General features: G+C 43.1%; 21 protein-coding genes. 12 read left to right on the forward strand and 9 right to left on the reverse strand.

The annotated features are described in order from the left end of the window. The first annotated feature begins 136 nt into the window (after positions 1 to 136). Both ACJVC5_RS11730 and ACJVC5_RS11735 read left to right on the forward strand, forming a co-directional pair. Complete coding sequence (locus tag ACJVC5_RS11730; RefSeq protein WP_408095705.1) at positions 137 to 352, forward strand: DUF6496 domain-containing protein; 216 nt, start codon at positions 137 to 139, stop codon at positions 350 to 352. Further along, on the forward strand, positions 349 to 1,302 hold the full coding sequence (locus ACJVC5_RS11735) for a phospholipase D-like domain-containing protein (protein ID WP_408095706.1): 954 nt from the start codon (positions 349 to 351) through the stop codon (positions 1,300 to 1,302). Before ACJVC5_RS11730 ends, ACJVC5_RS11735 begins: the two co-directional genes overlap by 4 nt. On the opposite strand, the gene ACJVC5_RS11740 is transcribed toward ACJVC5_RS11735, so the two are convergent. Both ACJVC5_RS11740 and ACJVC5_RS11745 read right to left on the reverse strand, forming a co-directional pair. After that, positions 1,265 to 1,600: a hypothetical protein gene (locus ACJVC5_RS11740; protein ID WP_408095707.1), complete on the reverse strand. Its 336-nt coding sequence runs from the start codon at positions 1,598 to 1,600 to the stop codon at positions 1,265 to 1,267. The two genes, ACJVC5_RS11735 and ACJVC5_RS11740, sit on opposite strands and share 38 nt — an antisense overlap. Beyond that, a complete protein-coding gene (locus ACJVC5_RS11745) occupies positions 1,597 to 2,298 on the reverse strand; it encodes a urate hydroxylase PuuD (protein ID WP_408095708.1) in 702 nt (233 codons plus the stop codon). The genes ACJVC5_RS11740 and ACJVC5_RS11745 overlap by 4 nt, the downstream gene beginning before the upstream one ends. A 107-nt stretch (positions 2,299 to 2,405) precedes the next feature. Here ACJVC5_RS11745 and ACJVC5_RS11750 point away from each other — a divergent pair, with 107 nt between their 5' ends. The 7 genes from ACJVC5_RS11750 (at position 2,406) to ACJVC5_RS11780 (ending at position 9,156) form a co-directional block, all read left to right on the forward strand. Beyond that, a complete protein-coding gene (locus tag ACJVC5_RS11750) occupies positions 2,406 to 2,978 on the forward strand; it encodes a helix-turn-helix domain-containing protein (RefSeq protein WP_408095709.1) in 573 nt (190 codons plus the stop codon). Between the two features lies 1 nt (position 2,979). Continuing rightward, positions 2,980 to 3,294, forward strand: a complete 315-nt coding sequence (locus tag ACJVC5_RS11755; protein WP_408095710.1) for an MGMT family protein — start codon at positions 2,980 to 2,982, stop codon at positions 3,292 to 3,294. 23 nt (positions 3,295 to 3,317) lie between these two features. Next, positions 3,318 to 3,845, forward strand: a complete 528-nt coding sequence (locus ACJVC5_RS11760) for a helix-turn-helix transcriptional regulator (RefSeq protein WP_408095711.1) — start codon at positions 3,318 to 3,320, stop codon at positions 3,843 to 3,845. 93 nt (positions 3,846 to 3,938) lie between these two features. Further along, complete coding sequence (locus tag ACJVC5_RS11765; RefSeq protein WP_408095712.1) at positions 3,939 to 5,216, forward strand: TolC family protein; 1,278 nt, start codon at positions 3,939 to 3,941, stop codon at positions 5,214 to 5,216. Then, positions 5,217 to 8,306: an efflux RND transporter permease subunit gene (locus ACJVC5_RS11770; RefSeq protein WP_408095713.1), complete on the forward strand. Its 3,090-nt coding sequence runs from the start codon at positions 5,217 to 5,219 to the stop codon at positions 8,304 to 8,306. Position 8,307: 1 nt separating this feature from the next. After that, complete coding sequence (locus ACJVC5_RS11775) at positions 8,308 to 8,715, forward strand: hypothetical protein (protein ID WP_408095714.1); 408 nt, start codon at positions 8,308 to 8,310, stop codon at positions 8,713 to 8,715. A gap of 129 nt (positions 8,716 to 8,844) precedes the next feature. Further along, complete coding sequence (locus ACJVC5_RS11780) at positions 8,845 to 9,156, forward strand: hypothetical protein (RefSeq protein ID WP_408095715.1); 312 nt, start codon at positions 8,845 to 8,847, stop codon at positions 9,154 to 9,156. Between the two features lie 35 nt (positions 9,157 to 9,191). Here ACJVC5_RS11780 and ACJVC5_RS11785 read toward each other — a convergent pair whose 3' ends face one another. The 3 genes from ACJVC5_RS11785 to ACJVC5_RS11795 all read right to left on the reverse strand — a co-directional run bounded on the left by ACJVC5_RS11785 (position 9,192) and on the right by ACJVC5_RS11795 (position 11,549). Further along, complete coding sequence (locus tag ACJVC5_RS11785; protein WP_408095716.1) at positions 9,192 to 9,656, reverse strand: hypothetical protein; 465 nt, start codon at positions 9,654 to 9,656, stop codon at positions 9,192 to 9,194. Positions 9,657 to 9,734: 78 nt separating this feature from the next. Continuing rightward, positions 9,735 to 10,313 carry a PhnA domain-containing protein gene (locus ACJVC5_RS11790; RefSeq protein ID WP_408095717.1) on the reverse strand — a complete coding sequence of 193 codons (579 nt, stop codon included), beginning with the start codon at positions 10,311 to 10,313 and terminating at the stop codon, positions 9,735 to 9,737. A gap of 51 nt (positions 10,314 to 10,364) precedes the next feature. After that, positions 10,365 to 11,549, reverse strand: a complete 1,185-nt coding sequence (locus ACJVC5_RS11795; protein ID WP_408095718.1) for an MFS transporter — start codon at positions 11,547 to 11,549, stop codon at positions 10,365 to 10,367. Between the two features lie 93 nt (positions 11,550 to 11,642). Between ACJVC5_RS11795 and ACJVC5_RS11800 the strand changes: the two genes are divergently transcribed. Further along, a complete protein-coding gene (locus tag ACJVC5_RS11800) occupies positions 11,643 to 11,927 on the forward strand; it encodes an ArsR/SmtB family transcription factor (RefSeq protein ID WP_408095719.1) in 285 nt (94 codons plus the stop codon). On the opposite strand, the gene ACJVC5_RS11805 is transcribed toward ACJVC5_RS11800, so the two are convergent. The 3 genes from ACJVC5_RS11805 to ACJVC5_RS11815 all read right to left on the reverse strand — a co-directional run bounded on the left by ACJVC5_RS11805 (position 11,924) and on the right by ACJVC5_RS11815 (position 14,077). After that, positions 11,924 to 12,556, reverse strand: a complete 633-nt coding sequence (locus ACJVC5_RS11805; protein ID WP_408095720.1) for an isochorismatase family protein — start codon at positions 12,554 to 12,556, stop codon at positions 11,924 to 11,926. The genes ACJVC5_RS11800 and ACJVC5_RS11805 overlap by 4 nt on opposite strands. Positions 12,557 to 12,578: 22 nt before the next feature. After that, the gene (locus ACJVC5_RS11810) at positions 12,579 to 13,154 is read right to left on the reverse strand and encodes a YceI family protein (protein ID WP_408095721.1); all 576 of its coding nucleotides are present in this window, start codon (positions 13,152 to 13,154) and stop codon (positions 12,579 to 12,581) included. A 101-nt stretch (positions 13,155 to 13,255) separates the two neighbouring features. After that, positions 13,256 to 14,077, reverse strand: a complete 822-nt coding sequence (locus ACJVC5_RS11815) for an aldo/keto reductase (protein WP_408095722.1) — start codon at positions 14,075 to 14,077, stop codon at positions 13,256 to 13,258. A gap of 66 nt (positions 14,078 to 14,143) precedes the next feature. Here ACJVC5_RS11815 and ACJVC5_RS11820 point away from each other — a divergent pair, with 66 nt between their 5' ends. Both ACJVC5_RS11820 and ACJVC5_RS11825 read left to right on the forward strand, forming a co-directional pair. Beyond that, positions 14,144 to 14,782, forward strand: coding sequence for a TMEM175 family protein (locus tag ACJVC5_RS11820; RefSeq protein ID WP_408095723.1), 639 nt, complete (start codon positions 14,144 to 14,146; stop codon positions 14,780 to 14,782). A 96-nt stretch (positions 14,783 to 14,878) separates the two neighbouring features. Beyond that, positions 14,879 to 15,730, forward strand: a complete 852-nt coding sequence (locus ACJVC5_RS11825) for an endonuclease/exonuclease/phosphatase family protein (protein WP_408095724.1) — start codon at positions 14,879 to 14,881, stop codon at positions 15,728 to 15,730. A gap of 8 nt (positions 15,731 to 15,738) precedes the next feature. On the opposite strand, the gene ACJVC5_RS11830 is transcribed toward ACJVC5_RS11825, so the two are convergent. Further along, a complete protein-coding gene (locus ACJVC5_RS11830) occupies positions 15,739 to 16,623 on the reverse strand; it encodes a hypothetical protein (RefSeq protein WP_408095725.1) in 885 nt (294 codons plus the stop codon). Between the last annotated feature and the right edge of the window lie 135 nt (positions 16,624 to 16,758).

A 16,758-nucleotide genomic window follows, 5' to 3' on the forward strand; every position in this document is an offset into this window, starting at 1 on the left:
CTTACTTAACTTTATGGTCTTACTGATAGCTTAACAAGAGGTATCAGAAGACTTGAAGAAGAGCGTTGAATGCCACGCAGTTTGATGAATTTTTAGAACTGCAGTAGTCATATGTCTGAGAAACGAGGAGGACATCATGGCGAAAAAGAAAGCTAGTCGAAAGAAATCTCGTAAAAAAGCGACCACCCGCGCGGGCAAGTATGTCAAACAAGAGATGCATGCTCGTAAGAAGAAGAAAGGCAAGATGAGCAAGAAACAGGCCATTGCCATCGGACTTTCTAAGGCCCGTCAGAAGGGGATCAAGGTTCCCAAGAAGAAAAAATCCTCAAAGAAAAAAACGTCTAAGAAATGAGCATTAAGCTTGTAACTGATCAGGAATATCTGCCTGCTTTATTAGAACTTCTCTCAAAAGCAAAGAAGCAGATTGATATTATGTCGTATTCATTCGCGATTGGGAGTGCGGCAGGAAAACACAATCTAAAGAGTGCTCCATTTGAAATAGCCATGAAGCTTAAAAAGATTAAAAAAGAACATGGGGATAAACTTCATATCCGCTTCTTTACTGAGGGTCTTCGAGAAACTGTCCATCGAAATAAAGTCACGGCCGATCTTTTAGAAGAAGCTGGTGCCGAGATTGTCTATGGCTCGACCCATGCAAAAGGAGTTTGTGTAGATAATCGTTATGTTCTTTTCGGTTCTACAAATCTTACCAATCAATCCATCATGAAAAACAATGAGGCCAACCTTCTTATAGATGATGCCAAAATGGCCAAAGAGTTTGGACGTTACTTTAATCATCTCTGGAACGGTGGTGAGCACGGAGGGATTGTCCTTCGTCCACCATTCCTGGCCGATGGTGCGTTCAAAGAAGTCATTATTGATATGATCGAAGGGGCGAAAAAGAGGATTGAGTTCTCCATTTATTTCTTTAATCAGCGAGACATCGAAAAAGCACTGATTGAGGCCCACAATCGTGGAATCGAGATTACGGGTTACATTCATCAACATGCGAGTTTCGCTCTCTCTTATATTCGTGCTAATCGCGCTACTGTGAAACGTTTAGAGGCCGCAGGCATCACTGATCTCCATTGGGGGCCACCTTATACCTTTTCGCATTCGAAATACATTATTGTGGATCGTAAGGAAATTGCTCTGGGGACAGGGAATTGGCTGGATGAGGACGTTTGGATTCATCCTCAGTTATATATCAATCTCGAGAGCCCGGCGCTTGCACGAGGGCTCGCGAAACATCTTCATTCTTACATTACTTCTTCTTCACCGACTGCACATAAGCAAAAATAGAAGGAACATCTTTCTCGTGCTGAGGAAGTGGTCTCATCGCTTTCGTTTTGCGCTTTGGAACGAAACCAGCAGGAAGTTTCTCTGGATATTTACCAGTCTTCACCTTCGCTAACATCACTTCCATCGGAGCATCAACCACTTCAGGACCAATTGATCCCTTCATATTAGGATCACGGTTGTGACACTGAATACAGGTTGAAAGCCAAATGCGTTTACCCTTGTTGATATCAACTTGAGCAGCGGCCATTTGAGAGAGAAGAAGAGAGCCCAGAAGGACTCCCGCAAATTTTATCATCATACAATAAACTCAATTAAAGCGTAGAGGAACACCAGTAGGGCAAGTCCACAATGGATCACGCCTTTTACTGTTGTCATTGGTCCTAGTTTACCCTTAATTGCATTCAATTCCAAAAGTAAAATCACAACTGTTACGGCCGAAAATACGCCGGCACCAGTGAAGTTTTCAGGAATTGAAAGGTTTAGGTGACGAGAGGCCCCCATGAAGAACAGAAGAGGGATCGAAAACAACACATTTGTACGAGAGGCAAGAGTAGCAATCGGGCCAGCTTTTGCGGCCTCAGGGTTGGCAGCTCCACCTGCGATGACAGTGTTGGCGTTGGCGATAAGGATCTTCTGTTTGGGCCAGATAATCAACCATACGTTTAAGAACATAAGTGTTCCCATAAGGGCACCAGTGTAGATGAAAATCCCGTATGAAGAAGTCATAAACTCAGGGCCTAGTTCGCTTGCTACGATTCCAAGCATTGCCGCACCTGAAAGGAAAGTGAAAAGGGCGCCGTATCGGAACCACCATAGAGCTCTTGGTACTAATTTAGAGAAGGCCTGGTTTTTAACAGGGGCCTCAACTTCCGCCATGAATGAACCTTGAACGAAGTTGAAATAATACAAGTGGCCGATCCAGGCAACACCTGCGAAGAAGTGAATCCAACGAAGGACCATCATCAGTCCATCTTGGGTAAAGAGTGCGATATCCATATAAAAGTCTCCTTTGACTATCTCTAATTTAATTGAAGCGTTACGACAGAACTTTAAAATGTCCGTAAATTGGCATATTGTTAATATACAAACAAAAAGGACAATATATGGACACGAATATGGACCTTCTCTCTCACCATCTGGCCAATAACCTGGTGGAACTTCGTCAGAGAAGAAACCTCACTCAAAGTGCCCTGGCAAAGTTAGTGGATCTTCCACGTTCGACCATCGCGAATCTTGAATCAGGAACGGGAAATCCATCTCTCGCAAACCTTGCTCGCTTGTCCAGCGCTCTTCAAACTTCAATTGATCAGCTTCTATCTCCCCAAAGAACCTCAGCCACTCTCATTAAGGCGAGTGAGACCCCGATTCAAGAGAGATCTCAGGGACACGTGAAAGTGTTTAAACTTCTTCCTGATAAACTTCCGAGTATGGAAATTGATCGAATGGAAATCGAACCAGGATTTACGATGAAAGGAATTCCTCACGCCCCGGGAACGAAAGAATATTTCCACTGTGTGCAAGGTGAAGTGACTGTGAAAATATCAGGTGCAGAGTATGTCGTGAAAAAGGGCGACACACTGGCATTTCCTGGACAGGTCTCGCACACCTACGTGAATAGTGGTAAGGTTTTAGGTATTGGTTTAAGTGTGGTAGTTTTAGCACCACTTTCAATTTAATATGGCACAAACAGAGTTTACAAAAAAAGTCATCGCGACCATTAAGAAAATCCCGAAGGGGAAAGTCGCGACCTATGCGCAAATCGCCAAACTCGCCGGGAAACCACAAGGTGTTCGCGGAGTGGTTTGGATCCTTCATTCCAGTTCGACCAATAATGATCTTCCTTGGTTTCGTGTGATCAATGCAAAAGGAAAAATCTCCTTTCCAGAAATGTCTGAGCAACAGCTTCGTCAAAAGGCCCTGCTCGTAAGAGAGGGGATTGAATTTGGAGATGGTGACGTGGTTGATCTTAAAGTTTTTCAGTGGAAGAAATAGGTCGCGAGTTATATCCTGCTCCCATGAAACTCCTTACTAAAATTGGTCAAAGTAGAAAGCTCTCCCTTGGGCTTATTACCTTGTTTGCTTTATGGGCCATGGCCGATGTGGTTCGTGAGTATTATTCCGGGGAGGAGTTTTCACACTTGGGTTTTGAGTTCGTAGTGGCGATCCTGGCACTCATTTGGTCGATCCATTTGTGGCAGGAAAACTTCAAAAAAAGTAAAAAGCTTACTGCGATGCAAAGTCATATAGAAACATTGACCCAGGAAGCTCAGGATTGGAAGGATCAGAATTCAAAATTAATCGAAGGGCTTTCTCAGTCTATTCATAATCAGATGCTGCAGTGGGGCTTAACTCCCGCAGAACAAGAAGTGGCCTTGCTTTTATTAAAAGGCCTCTCGTTTAAAGAAATCGCAGAAATCAGATCGACCTCTGAGAAGACGACTCGTCAACAAGCACTCATTATTTACCAAAAATCCCACCTTCCCGGGCGAGCAGAACTCTCTGCGTTCTTTTTAGAAGAATTATTAAGCCCTTCCAAGGCATAGGACATTTCACCTACGGGCATTTTCGCTACAAATTTTGTCTAAATATGGCATATGCCTGATGTTCAACGGCGTTTTTTATTCAAAAATGCGGTCATGAAATTCTTTATCCTTCTTCTGTTGTCAGTAAATTTCCTATCCGCCAAAACTGTTAATCCTCGTGAGCTCTCTGAACTTGCTCAGGAACGTGCACCTCTCGTCAAAATTTTTTTAGAGCAGGAAAGCATGGGGCAGAATCAGTTAAAACAATCTCGAGTTCTCGCTAACCCCATTTTGACCTATCAAGGTGGTCGTTTAAAAAGTGGAACTCAAAGTGGCCAGGTGACGGATCTGACTTTCATGCAGCCTGTACCCTGGCCTGGAAAGCGTTCTGCTTTAATTAAGTCTCATGAATTTTTGAGCCGCATTTCTCAAATGGATGTGGCCGAGGCAAGGCTTTCTTTGGGCCATCGGGTTTATATTCTGGCCTATGAACTCGCTTCAGAAATTGAAATCGAGAAACACAATAAGGAACGAAAAGAGCGCTTCTCTTTAATCGCAAAGTACTTATCGAGTCGTCCATTGGCCTCACCTAAACAACAACTTGATAAAGACATTATCGAATCTCAAATTCGTCTGGTGGAAAAGCTCATGAATCAGGTGACGGCGAGAAAGAACGGTCTTCGCGAGGAGCTCCGACTTCTTACTGGACTCGATAGTTTAGACATCACAGTTGATTGGGAAAAACTTCCAGCTCCTCATCCGAGAGATTATTACGCTTCAAATATTGGAGACGGGTGGAGAATTAAAAAACTCGATCAAAGTGTAAAGCTAAGTGAGAACAGAATTGAAGAAGCTCGTCTGCAGGCCAGACCCGATATTATGGTGGGTGTGAACTATCGCCAGGAGAATGTTGCGCCTGTGAACCATTTCTATCATGGACAAGTGGCAGTGGTGATTCCTATCGTGGACCGCGGACAACATTCAGTTCAAACGGCAAGAGCACAACTCAGACGTGATGAGGCCTCAATGAAGCTCGCAGTTCAGGAAACTAATACTGAACTCGCTTCAAGAGCACAACTCAGACGTGATGAGGCCTCAATGAAGCTCGCAGTTCAGGAAACTAATACTGAACTCGCTTATTCCTATGAATCACTTCTGGCGGCCAAAAATGGTCTCTCACTATTTCCGATGACATTGAAACATAAATCAGAACTTCGTTTCCAAAAGGCCGAAGATGCTTTTAGAAAAGGTCAGATAGATGTGATGACCTTTCTTCAAAGTGATACTCAGGTTCACGAAAATATTGATCTCATCTACACATCAAGACTTGAGTATCTCACGGCCGTTTCTCGTCTGGAGCAATTAGTTGGTCATTATCTGGAGGAGAAGTAAGTGTTAAAGTCGATTGTTGATTTTTCTCTAAGAAATAAACTCGGAGTCTTGCTGGTTACTGGCGTGATTACTCTGGTGTGTGCGTTCAGTATTCCAGACATGGCGATTGATGCTGTTCCAGATATTACCAACGTCCAAGTTCAAGTGAACGTTAAAACTGGCGCCCTTGATCCAGAGAACATTGAGCTTCAAGTGACTCGTCCCATGGAAATTGATTTTTCCGGGATTCCAAAACTTCAAGACATGCGTTCCATCTCAAAGTTTGGTTTGGCACAAGTAACTTTGATTTTTGAAGATGGGACCGACATTTACTGGGCGAGACAACAGGTGGCGGAGCGAATGAACTCGATTCGCCTACCGGAAGAAATCATTCCGGAGCTCGCTCCCATTACCACGGGTCTCGGTGAAGTTTTCATGTACACCTTGCGAGTGGATGAGACCTCAAAATTTTACGCTCTCTCGGAAAAAGAACAACTGAAAGAACTTCGTACCATTCAAGATTATACCATTAAGCCTCACTTAAAACGGGTGAAGGGTGTAGCGGATGTGGATTCCAATGGTGGTTTCGTTAAAGAGATTCACATCAATTTTTTACCGAAGAAGATGGATAAATTTGGACTCACGATTAAGCAACTTCTGTCTAAATTAGAATCTTTGGGAGTGAACGCGGGTGGGGGTTACATTCAATTCGCAAAAGAACAGATCATTGTTCGTACTTTTCCGCGCATGCCGGACCTCGAAACGATTTCTAATTTAAGCTTAGGGATCAATGCACTAGGGATTCCTATTAAAATTTCAGACGTAGCAGAAGTGCGGGAAGATCATTCTCTACGTGTGGGAGCTGCCACTTATGCCGGGAAAGAAAGTGTTCTCGGAACAGTTCTCATGCGAATTGGGGCCAATGGTCGCAACGTTGTAGAAGGCGTAGAAGAAGCACTCGCGACTTTAAAACTTCCTCAGGGCGTTCATATCGAACGACTTTATACGCGAAAGTTTCTAGTGGATAATACCATCAAAACCGTTTCAACTTCGTTGATTGAAGGAGCGGTGCTGGTTATTTTGATTCTCCTTATTCTTCTTGGGAATATTAAGGCCGCAATTATCGTGGCTTTGGCGATTCCTCTTTCAATGCTGGTCGCGATCAGAGGGATGAACTTCTTTGGTGTTACCGGAAACCTCATGAGCTTAGGTGCCATTGACTTTGGTCTCTTGGTCGACGGCTCGGTGGTTATTATTGAATCCATCCTCGCGCAGCTGGCGATTGAACACACTCGCAATAAATCAGAAGTCTTGAAAGATGCTGCCACAGATGTCATGGGGCCGGTTGTTTCTGGATTGTTACTCATCATGGCCGTGTACATTCCAATTCTCACTCTTGAGGGGGTGGAGGGGAAGATGTTCCGTCCCATGGCAATTACCGTGCTTCTCGCTTTAGGTGCATCATTGTTAATCGCCGTGTTTGTGATGCCGGTATTGTCAGATTACTTTTTAAAGAACGCTCATATTGGAGAGGATCACGACACTTGGTTCTTTAAAAAAGCGAAGAAGATTTTTATTCCGCTCTTTGATAAGGTTCTTCGTCACCCAGTGAAAGCATATGTGGGTGCTTTCTGTTTATTCCTGGTTTCTATTTTACTTTTGACTCGACTGGGTTCTGACTTTATTCCTGAACTCGATGAAGGTGACTTGGTTCTTGGTCTTACTCGAAATGCGCGTATTGGAATTGATGCTTCAGTAAGCGAGCAGGAAAGAGTTGAAAAGCTCATCATGACTTATCCCGAGGTGGAGAAGGTCTTCGCCAGACTTGGAACTCCAGAGTCTGCGACAGATCCGATGGGTGTGAATCTCGCGGACACATTTATTATTCTTCAAAAGGACCGTTCGAAGTGGCGCTTTAAAACCAAAGATGAACTGATTGAAGCTTTGATGAAGGACATCGTGAAGCATGATCCTTCAACTGAAGTCTCTGCCACTCAGCCAATTGGAATGCGTTTTAATGAAATGCTTGAAGGCTCTCGCGCCGATATTAGTTTGAGAATTTTAGGTCCGGACCTTAAAGAGCTTTTTGATTATGGAGAGAGGGCCCAAGAAATCATTCTTCCTATTAAAGGAGTGGAGAGTATTGAGCAAGATCCATTAACTGCTCTTAGACGGGGACCGGTACTTGATATTAAGCCAAAATTTGAAAAGATGGCAGGCTACGGAATTACATTACTGGAATTGAATGAATCAGTAGAGATCGCCCTCGCTGGCCGTGAAGTGGGAAGTTTTATCTCGGATAACATTCGATTTCCAATTGTGACCCATTTGGATGAAAGTCTTCGTGATGATCCAAATGAAATTTCTCGTATTCCGATTGAGTTGCCTTTGGGCGGAACAATTCCATTGAGTGATATTGCGACCATTACTCAGGATGAACAGATCACTACTATTGCCCGACATTGGGGGAACAGATACTCGGCAGTTTCGATCAACGTTTCTGGACGAGATCTCGGAAGCCTTGTGAAAGAGGCCCAGGATAAGATCAAAGAGAAACTGAATCTTAAAGAAGGGTACACTCTAAGTTGGGGTGGCCAGTTTAAGAACATGGAGCGAGCTAATAAAAGACTCATGATCATTGTCCCGCTTACTTTATTGGGAGTGTTCCTCATTCTCTGGAAAGTGTTTGGAAAATTGGCCCCGACCTTGATTGTATTTGCTTCTGTTCCTTTTGCGGCAGTGGGAGGAATTCTGGCCCTTTATATCAGAGGACTGCACTTGAGCGTTTCGGCCGGAGTAGGATTTATCGCCCTCATTGGTATCGCTCTCTTGAACTCTTTGGTACTCATGAATGTTCTTTTGACAGATAAATCAGACTTGAGTGTGGAGGAAAAGGTCAAAAGAGGGACACTGTCTCGACTTCGCCCGGTTTTAATGACGGCACTTGTTGCAGGACTTGGATTCTTGCCTATGGCCCTGAATACAGGTATTGGTGCAGAGGTTCAAAGACCGCTGGCCACTGTTGTTATTGGTGGACTCATGAGTTCGACTTTCTTAACATTATTCCTGCTCCCGACGGCCTTTATGAGTTGGAGTAAAAAAGGGAAATAAGATGTTTTCAAAATTCTGTTTGTTTTTATTTGCGGTCTTCCTTCTCGGATGCTCGACAACGAAGACCCTAAAAGAAATTCCAGGTGAAGGCCCTCAGGGAAGTGATCATGTCTTTAAAATGTCCAAATATGTTATCGAAGTTAAGGACTCATCAACTCGACGTCTGAAATTTTATTTCTACGATATGGAGATGAGGCCAATCAATATCAATATGGTTGAAGTAAAAAAGGGAACACTTGATCCTGATAACACCAAGGCCAACTTTGGAATTGATTTCATCCGCCACACTGACTATATCGAAGGAATTGTTCACACGAAGTATAGTCAGAAGCACAATTACGATATCGACCTGGATGTAAAGATTGATGGGGAAAGAAGAAAAATTACCATCCCTATGAGGAACAATTAGAGGTCTTTTCATAATTTGTCCTTAATTGTTGTATTGTCATCCTTACTGATCAAACTTTTAAGGTTTTCTTCAGTGGTCGTAGGAATGGATCTCTTTTATTAAACTCTCAATTCTAAGAGGAGAGTTTTCATGAAATCATTTATTCTTCTTTCCGTTTTTTTATTCTCTAGTTTTTCATTCGCTCAAAGAACTCAAAATTTTTATGTCTGTAAGGCAAAAACATTCTGTCATGGGATTGATGCCTTCGGTGAAAGAGTTGTAACAGGACAAAAGACCTGCAAGGTATATGGTTCTGGTGTGGCACATACGGGTTATTACGCCGCTTGTACCACTCAAGTCGAGTACGGTAAGTCTGTCGAGTGTTCGGGATTTGTAAAAGTGAAGGACGCTTACGATAGAGAAGAATGGAGATGGAAAACGATTAAAGAGTCTTGTAACTAAAATAGAAGGCCCCTCGAGAGAGGGGCCTTTTTTTATTACTTCGTGATGAAGTTAACTTTTAGATTTGTTCCGCGAAGATCAGCATCTAGATCACATTTACCAGAAAGGAAAATTGTAGGACGTTTGAAAATGCGGCTTACACCCATCTTGCCACAGTTAACGTCGCCGTTTACACCGTGGTAAATGATTTGGCCGTCCATCAACATAAGGTTATCAATCTTGATTGTTTCTTCGAAGATAACCACTGGGAAAGTTTGCGGGGTACGCGGAAAATAAACGCCACCTGGACCATAGTGACCTGGCCACATATCAGTGTAGCGCTCTTCTGTCGCTGTTACCTTAGCGAAACCTTCGCCAGTTTGAGTGTCCATGTAGAAACGTGTGAAAGCTCGAGTAGAGAACGAACGAGACATAGGAAGGTTTACATCTAGGATTTGAACTGTTTCAGCTTGTGCTACTGAAGCTACGAGGGCCAGAGCTACGATGATAAGTTTTTTCATGATTTCTCCTGAGTTGAGTCTAAAAGAGGGCCAATTTATAGCCCTTTTCAGACAAATGGGAAATCGTGCAGAGTGTAACTAGGCTTTCTTGAGGTAAGCTGCAACCAGAACGATTTGAATGCCGTTTACGCGGCCTTCAATGTGCTTAGGATTGTTAGTCAGGCTGATATTTTTTACTAATGTCCCGCGTTTGGCCGTGAACCCAGCTCCTTTTACATCAAGGTCTTTGATTAAAGTCACGGAATCACCGTCCGCAAGACGAGTACCATTGCTATCTAGAGTTGGAGCTGAAGAATCCACTTCCTCTTCTTCCGGAAGACCAGATTTGGCGAATTCAACCACGGCCTCATCAAGATAAAGTTGTTCAAGAAGATCGCGGGCCCAAGCTTCTTCTTTAAGAAGTGTAAGCATTCTCCAGGCCATAACTTGGACCGCCTGGTGTTCGCTCCACATACTATCATTCAGACAACGCCAGTGATTTGCATCAAGGTTTGTTGGATTTTCAATTTGAGTTTTACAAGTTTCGCAAACAATCAGAGCTGTATTTTCATCGGCCTTGGTCGTAGGTGGAATCTCATAAAGAGAAACGTTATTTGAGCTTCCGCAAAGCTCACAATTTGAATGGGCACGACTCATTAGAGAAGATAAAAGACTCATGGTTACTCCGATTGAATAGACCATGAGTTTATCATATTAGATGAAATGAAACTAGTTTGTTTTCTTCTCTGTGAGATAAACCAGTAGCGCCATCACCGGCATCGCAAAGCCCACCCATGAAGTAAGTTCCCAGCCACCGCGAGCATAGGCCCAAGCACCAAGTGCAGAACCAGCACCTCCACCAATGAAGATGATGGCGATATAAAGACCGTTTAGACGGCTTCTAAATTCGGCAGGTAGAGCAAAAACTTCTCTTTGACCCAATACGAGATTTGCGGTCACTCCGGCATCTAAAAGAACAGCGGCAAAAACCAGTGACATCAGAGCAATAAATGAACCAGCAGGGAAGAAGTGACTCACGATAAATGAAAGCGAACAAGAAATCATCGCCACGTAAGTTGCACCCTTGGTCCAACCTTTATCCGCGGCTTTTCCGGCGAAAGGAGCTGAGACAGCACCAGCAACACCAACAAGAGCGAAAAGGGCCACTGACGTTTGTGAAAGTTTAAACTCAGGTCCAAGAAGGAGAAGAGGGCTTGCTGTCCAAAATAAACAGAAAGCACCAAATAAACAGGCCTGATAAAAAGCACGACGTCTTAGAACAGGAGTCGTCTTAAAAAGTTCAAGCATTGAAGAGAGAAGCTGAGTGTATTTTAAATCAGGATTGTCTGGTTTCTTCTCCGGAAGAACTTTATAGAGAACGAATCCAGTTAATCCCATAAGGACGGCCGAAAGAACAAAGACCGCGTGCCATGAAAAAAGATCTGTTAGTACGCTCGCTGTTGGACGCGCGAGCATGATCCCGACCATGAGACCACTCATGAGACTTCCGATGACCTGACCTCTTTTAGTTTCAGGAACCATTGAGGCCGCAAGGGGAACCAGGATTTGTACCGTGGAAGCACCGACACCTGTGGCGAAGGCCGCTAGAAAATAAGGGCCAACACTGGTAGCGAAGGCGAGTCCAAGTAAACTCACGATTCCTACACCGATCATAATGAGAGCAAGTTTTCTGCTCTCATAAATATCACCAAGAGGAACGATCAGAAGAACTCCGATTCCGTAACCTGCTTGAGTAAGAGTCACCACGAGACCTGCAAGTTCAGGAGCAAGGCCCAGGGCCTTACTGATCATCGAAATAAGAGGTTGGGCGTAGTAGTTATTAGCAACAATGATCCCCACCGCTGTGGCAAGTACCAAAACCATGCTTTTAGAGAGAGATGTAGAAGAATTCATAAAAGGACCTGAAGGGGAAAGTTAGATAAACTTCGAACAATGTAAATCTTTAGTTGCAAGGAATCAAGAAGATTGTTAGATATTTATCTAACAATGACGAAGAAAATAGAAGCTGTTTCCATTGATCAAGTTTTGAAGGCCCTGGGTGATCCAGTTAGGCTTTCTGTGATTAAACAACTATTAGACGCAGGCGAAGAAATGGCCTGTGGGACATTTGAGCATAATCTCACGAAGGCCACATTCTCTCATCATATTAAAATTCTTTTAGATGCAGGTGTCATCAAACGTCGTGAAGATGGCACCCGCAAATTTTTATCTATTAATGAGACCTTGAATAAACTTTATCCAGGTCTTCTCGATCTTATTCAGGACTCTTAATTATATACTTGTGCCTCACCACTCGTTGAGCGAACAAGAAGTTGTTTTTCATCCTTAAAATGTTGAACGATCAGTGGTCTCATCACAGAGGCACGTTGATCTTTCCAATCTCGAAAGAACTCTGTTATGAGAGCGAGAGATGTATTGGGGATGGCCCCTGCCTGAACCATTCGCTCAATCGCCGTATTGTGAGATACATGGCTTAATCCACCAACTGCATCCACCGGAATCATGATTTGATAATCGTCATTAAGAGCATCAACAACTGGAAAAGCGAGACAAATCTCGGTCCAGAGAGCGCAGAAGATCAAATGTTTTTTACCTGTCGCTTTAACGGCCGCTCTAAAATTCTCATCTTCCCAGGCATTCATACTCGAGCGATCAATCTCTGTGAGTTTAGGAACTAAGTCTCGAATAGATTTTCGTGTGGCCTGGTTCACTCCCATTTGCACACCAACAGTACTTAAGATGGTTGGGATGTTAAGGGCCGATGCTCCTTTTAACAAAAGCTTCACATTAAGATCGACTTCATTGGGATCACTGGAACGAATTTTTGCAAACATCTCTTCCTGATAATCAATCAGGATCAAGGCGACCTGAGAAGAGTCCCATAAGCTGGTCTTTTTCATATCAACTCCTTAGAGATATTTTTTACTTTTCTTCGAATGCCTCGATATCAATCAGAATATCCACATCATTCCCAACTAAAAGACCGCCACCATCCGCCGGCGCATTGAAGGTCATACCAAAGTCTTGTCGATTGATTTTTCCTTTGGCCGTAAAACCCACTTTGTTTTTTCCATCCTTGTCCTTCTTCATTCCATTATAGGTAAGGTCAAAGGTCACTGGTTTAGTGACTCCTAGAAGAGTAAGGTCTCCCGTCCACTTGTAATCGTTTTTTTTCTTTCGAGTGATTTTACTGTTTGTAATGGTCATTTCAGGAAACTTCTCAACATTAAAGAAGTCTTTTGTGCGAAGATGATCATCTCTTTTTTGAACACCAGTATCTATACTGTTGGTTTTAACCACGAAGCTTGTGTCCTTTAATGTGCCTGCCTTCGGATCAAAATCAAAGGTTCCAATGTAATCATTAAATTGCCCATTCACGTGATTGATCATCATGTGGGAGATTCGAAACCCTATGCGAGAGTGCTCAGGATCTGTTCTATAGCGAGCAGCAAAGAGTAATGTAGGGAGAAGGCAGAGTAAAAAAAGAATAATCTTCATCTTGACTCCTTTTTCTTGATTTTGATTGGATATCTAAAAATATTCAAGTCGCGGAACAAGGAATTGGAGGCATGATGCGTCTTAATTCTCGGTGTCTATTCCTAAAATGTGGCCGTATCAGGATCCGGGCCAATGCGACCATTGACCTGATCCAGTTTTTCAATCGCTTTAAGATCAGCATCGTCCAACTTGAAATCAAAAACATGAAAGTTTTCTGCAATTCGAGAAGGAGTGACGGACTTAGGAATAACGATGAGTCCGTTGTCTAAGTGCCAGCGAAGAATGACTTGTGCCGGAGTCTTTTTGTGTTTGGCCGCAATTTGACCAATCACTGGATCTTGAATGACTTGGCCTCGACCCAGTGGGCTCCATGATTCGGTCTTGATCTTGTGTTTAGCGTGATAGGCACGAAGCTCTTTTTGTTGAAAATGCGGATGAAGTTCAATTTGATTGAGAACCGGAACAACACCCGTGGCATCAATGATTCTATCCAGACAAGTTGGTGTGAAGTTAGAGACTCCTATGTTTGTGACTCGCTTCTCTTTTTGGAGTTGAATCAACGCTTTCCAGGTGTCCACGTAAAGATTTTTCTTCGGTGCCGGCCAATGAATAAGAAGAAGATCCAGTCTCTCAAGACCAAGCTTTTTCATGCTCTCATCAAAGGAGCGTAGAGCAGAATCGTAACCATGCTGCTCGTTCCAAACTTTAGTCGTGATAAAAAGTTCATCTCTTGTAATATGGCTTCTTTTGATGGCCTCGCCCAGGCCAGATTCATTTTGATAAATTTGAGCACTATCAATAGAGCGGTACCCGACTTTAAAGGCCTCGCTTACTGCTTTGACTGCTTCATCATCTGGGACCTGCCAAAGACCGAAACCAAGTTGGGGCATTGTATTGTTATTATGAAATGTGATTGTCTGCATAGTGAACCTTTTGTTTGTGGCCATTATACTGATGAGTGTCTCTATCTGTCTTGATAGGAATGCATCATGAAAAATGATACTTTTGTCGTTAACTCCACTGCACGTATTGAGGCCTTTAGTGATGGAGTATTTGCCATTGCTATTACACTTCTCATCCTGGAGTTGAAGGTTCCAGTTATCAGCGTCTTTCAAGACAAAAGAGATCTGATGATCGCCCTAAAAAATTTGTGGCCCTCATATTTTGCTTACGTTTTTAGTTTTCTTATTATTGGGATTTATTGGTTGAATCATCATTACATCTTTCAACTTTTTAAACGCGTGAATCACATGTTTGGTATTTTGAATCTGGTCTTTCTCATGACCATTTCCTTTCTTCCTTTTCCTACCGCAGTCTTTGCGAAGTATTTAAACGACGATGTACATCGTTATTCAGCGGTGACTTTTTATACGATTGGTCTCCTGCTTCCTGCGATTGCCTGGACCACAACATGGATTTATGGAAGTCGGGACTATCGTTTGATTGATCATAAGTTGAGTCCTGACTTTGTGAGGAAGCTTACTTCTTTGTATTCCTGGTCCACGGTGGTTTATGTTTTGGCCTTGATCCTCTCTCTTGTGAATGAATGGCTGGGACTCGCCACCTGCGTGCTTTTGACTCTAAAATTCCTTCTCCCACCTGTCCGACCGGTTTATAGAAAAGGCTAAGTGCCTTAAAATTAAGGCCGAATATTGCAGATGTAAGGTTTATAAAGTATTCAAACCGTCTATTCACAGGGATCATTTTCATAGGAGAATCACCCCATGAAGAGAACCGTTTTTTCAGCACTGGCACTGGTGCTGTTTTTTAATATTGATGTAAGGGCCCAGCAAGAGCTGGTCTCTGACTACTTTAAAAGAGTTCCACTAGAAGAGGCCCACGTTGTTACCGGGGAAAGTGCGAAATCTGAATTCAATCCGACTTCTATCAAGGTCATGGTTTGGAACATCAAAAAAACTCAAGAGCTTCCGTGGCAAACTGAGTTCTTATCATTTGGTCGAGGCCGTGAGCTTTTCCTTCTTCAGGAAGTTTATCCTAACGAACTCTTCATCAACACTCTGGCGGTTCTTTCTAAGTTTCGCTGGGACATGGGAATTAGTTTTCGCTACCGTTTGATGAATGATCTTCCAACTGGGACCATGATTGGTTCGAAAGTCACTCCTTTGGAAGTGATAGTGAAACATTCTCCTGATCTAGAACCAATGACAGAGACACCTAAGGCCATGACGCTGGCCCGATTCGCAGTCTCCAATCGTAAAGATGATCTGCTAGTCATTAACGTTCACGGAATCAACTTTACGGAGTTTGGTGCTTTCCAGAGACAGATGGATCAGATTAAAGAAGAAGTTGAAAGTCATACAGGTCCAGTTCTCGTGGCCGGAGATTTTAATACTCGCACGAAGGAACGCACTGATTATATGATGAATATGATGAAGGCACTTAAACTTGAAGAAGTCATGTTTAAGAATGCCAATCAAAGAATGGTGGCGGTCTTTACGCCTTATTACCTGGATTTTGCTTTTGTTCGTGGACTTAAGGTCACGAATGCTGAAGTTCTAGGTCGGGCGAAGGGAAGTGATCACAAACCCATGACCCTTGATCTTTCTCTTAAGTAACTGCCCTACTACAATGGTGTTAGTACATTCTTAAGCAGTACTTCATTATAGAAGTACACAAAAACATCCAAGTGATCTTTGAGACGCTTCGGATCCTTGGTCGTACACCAAGTTTTTCGAATAAGTCGGTTCACGTTCGCACGAAGAAGTGCACAAGTGTGGTTCACGATGAAAAGCGGATCAAACTTTACTTTTTTAAGCTCTCCCTGTCCGGCAACACAACCGCGCTCACTTTTAAAAGTCATATGCTTCGCTTTTGGTAAGTAAGCCGAAATAAATCCTGGATACCTTTGATGCTCGTCACTTTTAACTAAGACTTCCGATGACACGATCGGAGTGATGGTCTGAAACAATCTCGTGAGTCCTTCAAAGTGCTCATCCTTTCTCTCCCCATATTTTTTGATGGCAAGTTTTGAGAGATGTCCAAATGAGGGAATCTGCGAGACCTCTACCGCTAAAATTCTCCGTCGATTTTCATCCACACAAATCGAAACACTCAAAGGTTTGAGCTTCGAGTTCTCTTTCGTAATAAGATCATCAATTTGAATGTTATGGATTCTGCCCTTGAACTTAATAAGAGAGTTTTGATTGAGTCGCCGACATTTTTTCCCCAAAAAATTCAGTTTGCGCTCGACCGTTGTTCGATGCACACCCAGGAGAAGCGCCGACCTTCTTAACGAGTTCCCTGAAGCAAGAAGTTTTAAAAGCGGAAAGTTCACACGTCTTTTCTTCTGTCGATAAGCTTCCGAAAAAGTGGCATTAGAAAAACGGGTCCCACAATTTTTACATCGAAATCGCTGGATCACTTTTGAATCGTCTTTACGGCGAAAATGACCGTCTCGGATCACAAAATGTGGAAATGCGCAGGATGGATTTGGACATGTTTTATTCATGCCGTTCAAGAAGCAAAATAGATTCCAAGTTTTGATTTAGCTAAGCCGTGAAAGTTTAAGAGGATGTAACGCGAGACTTGGAAAAAATTTACTGGTGTTAAGGGGAAAAGTTATTTGCCCCAACACCAGTAAACG

Source organism: Peredibacter sp. HCB2-198, from assembly GCF_045999315.1.
Taxonomy (GTDB): Bacteria; Bdellovibrionota; Bacteriovoracia; order Bacteriovoracales; family Bacteriovoracaceae; genus Peredibacter.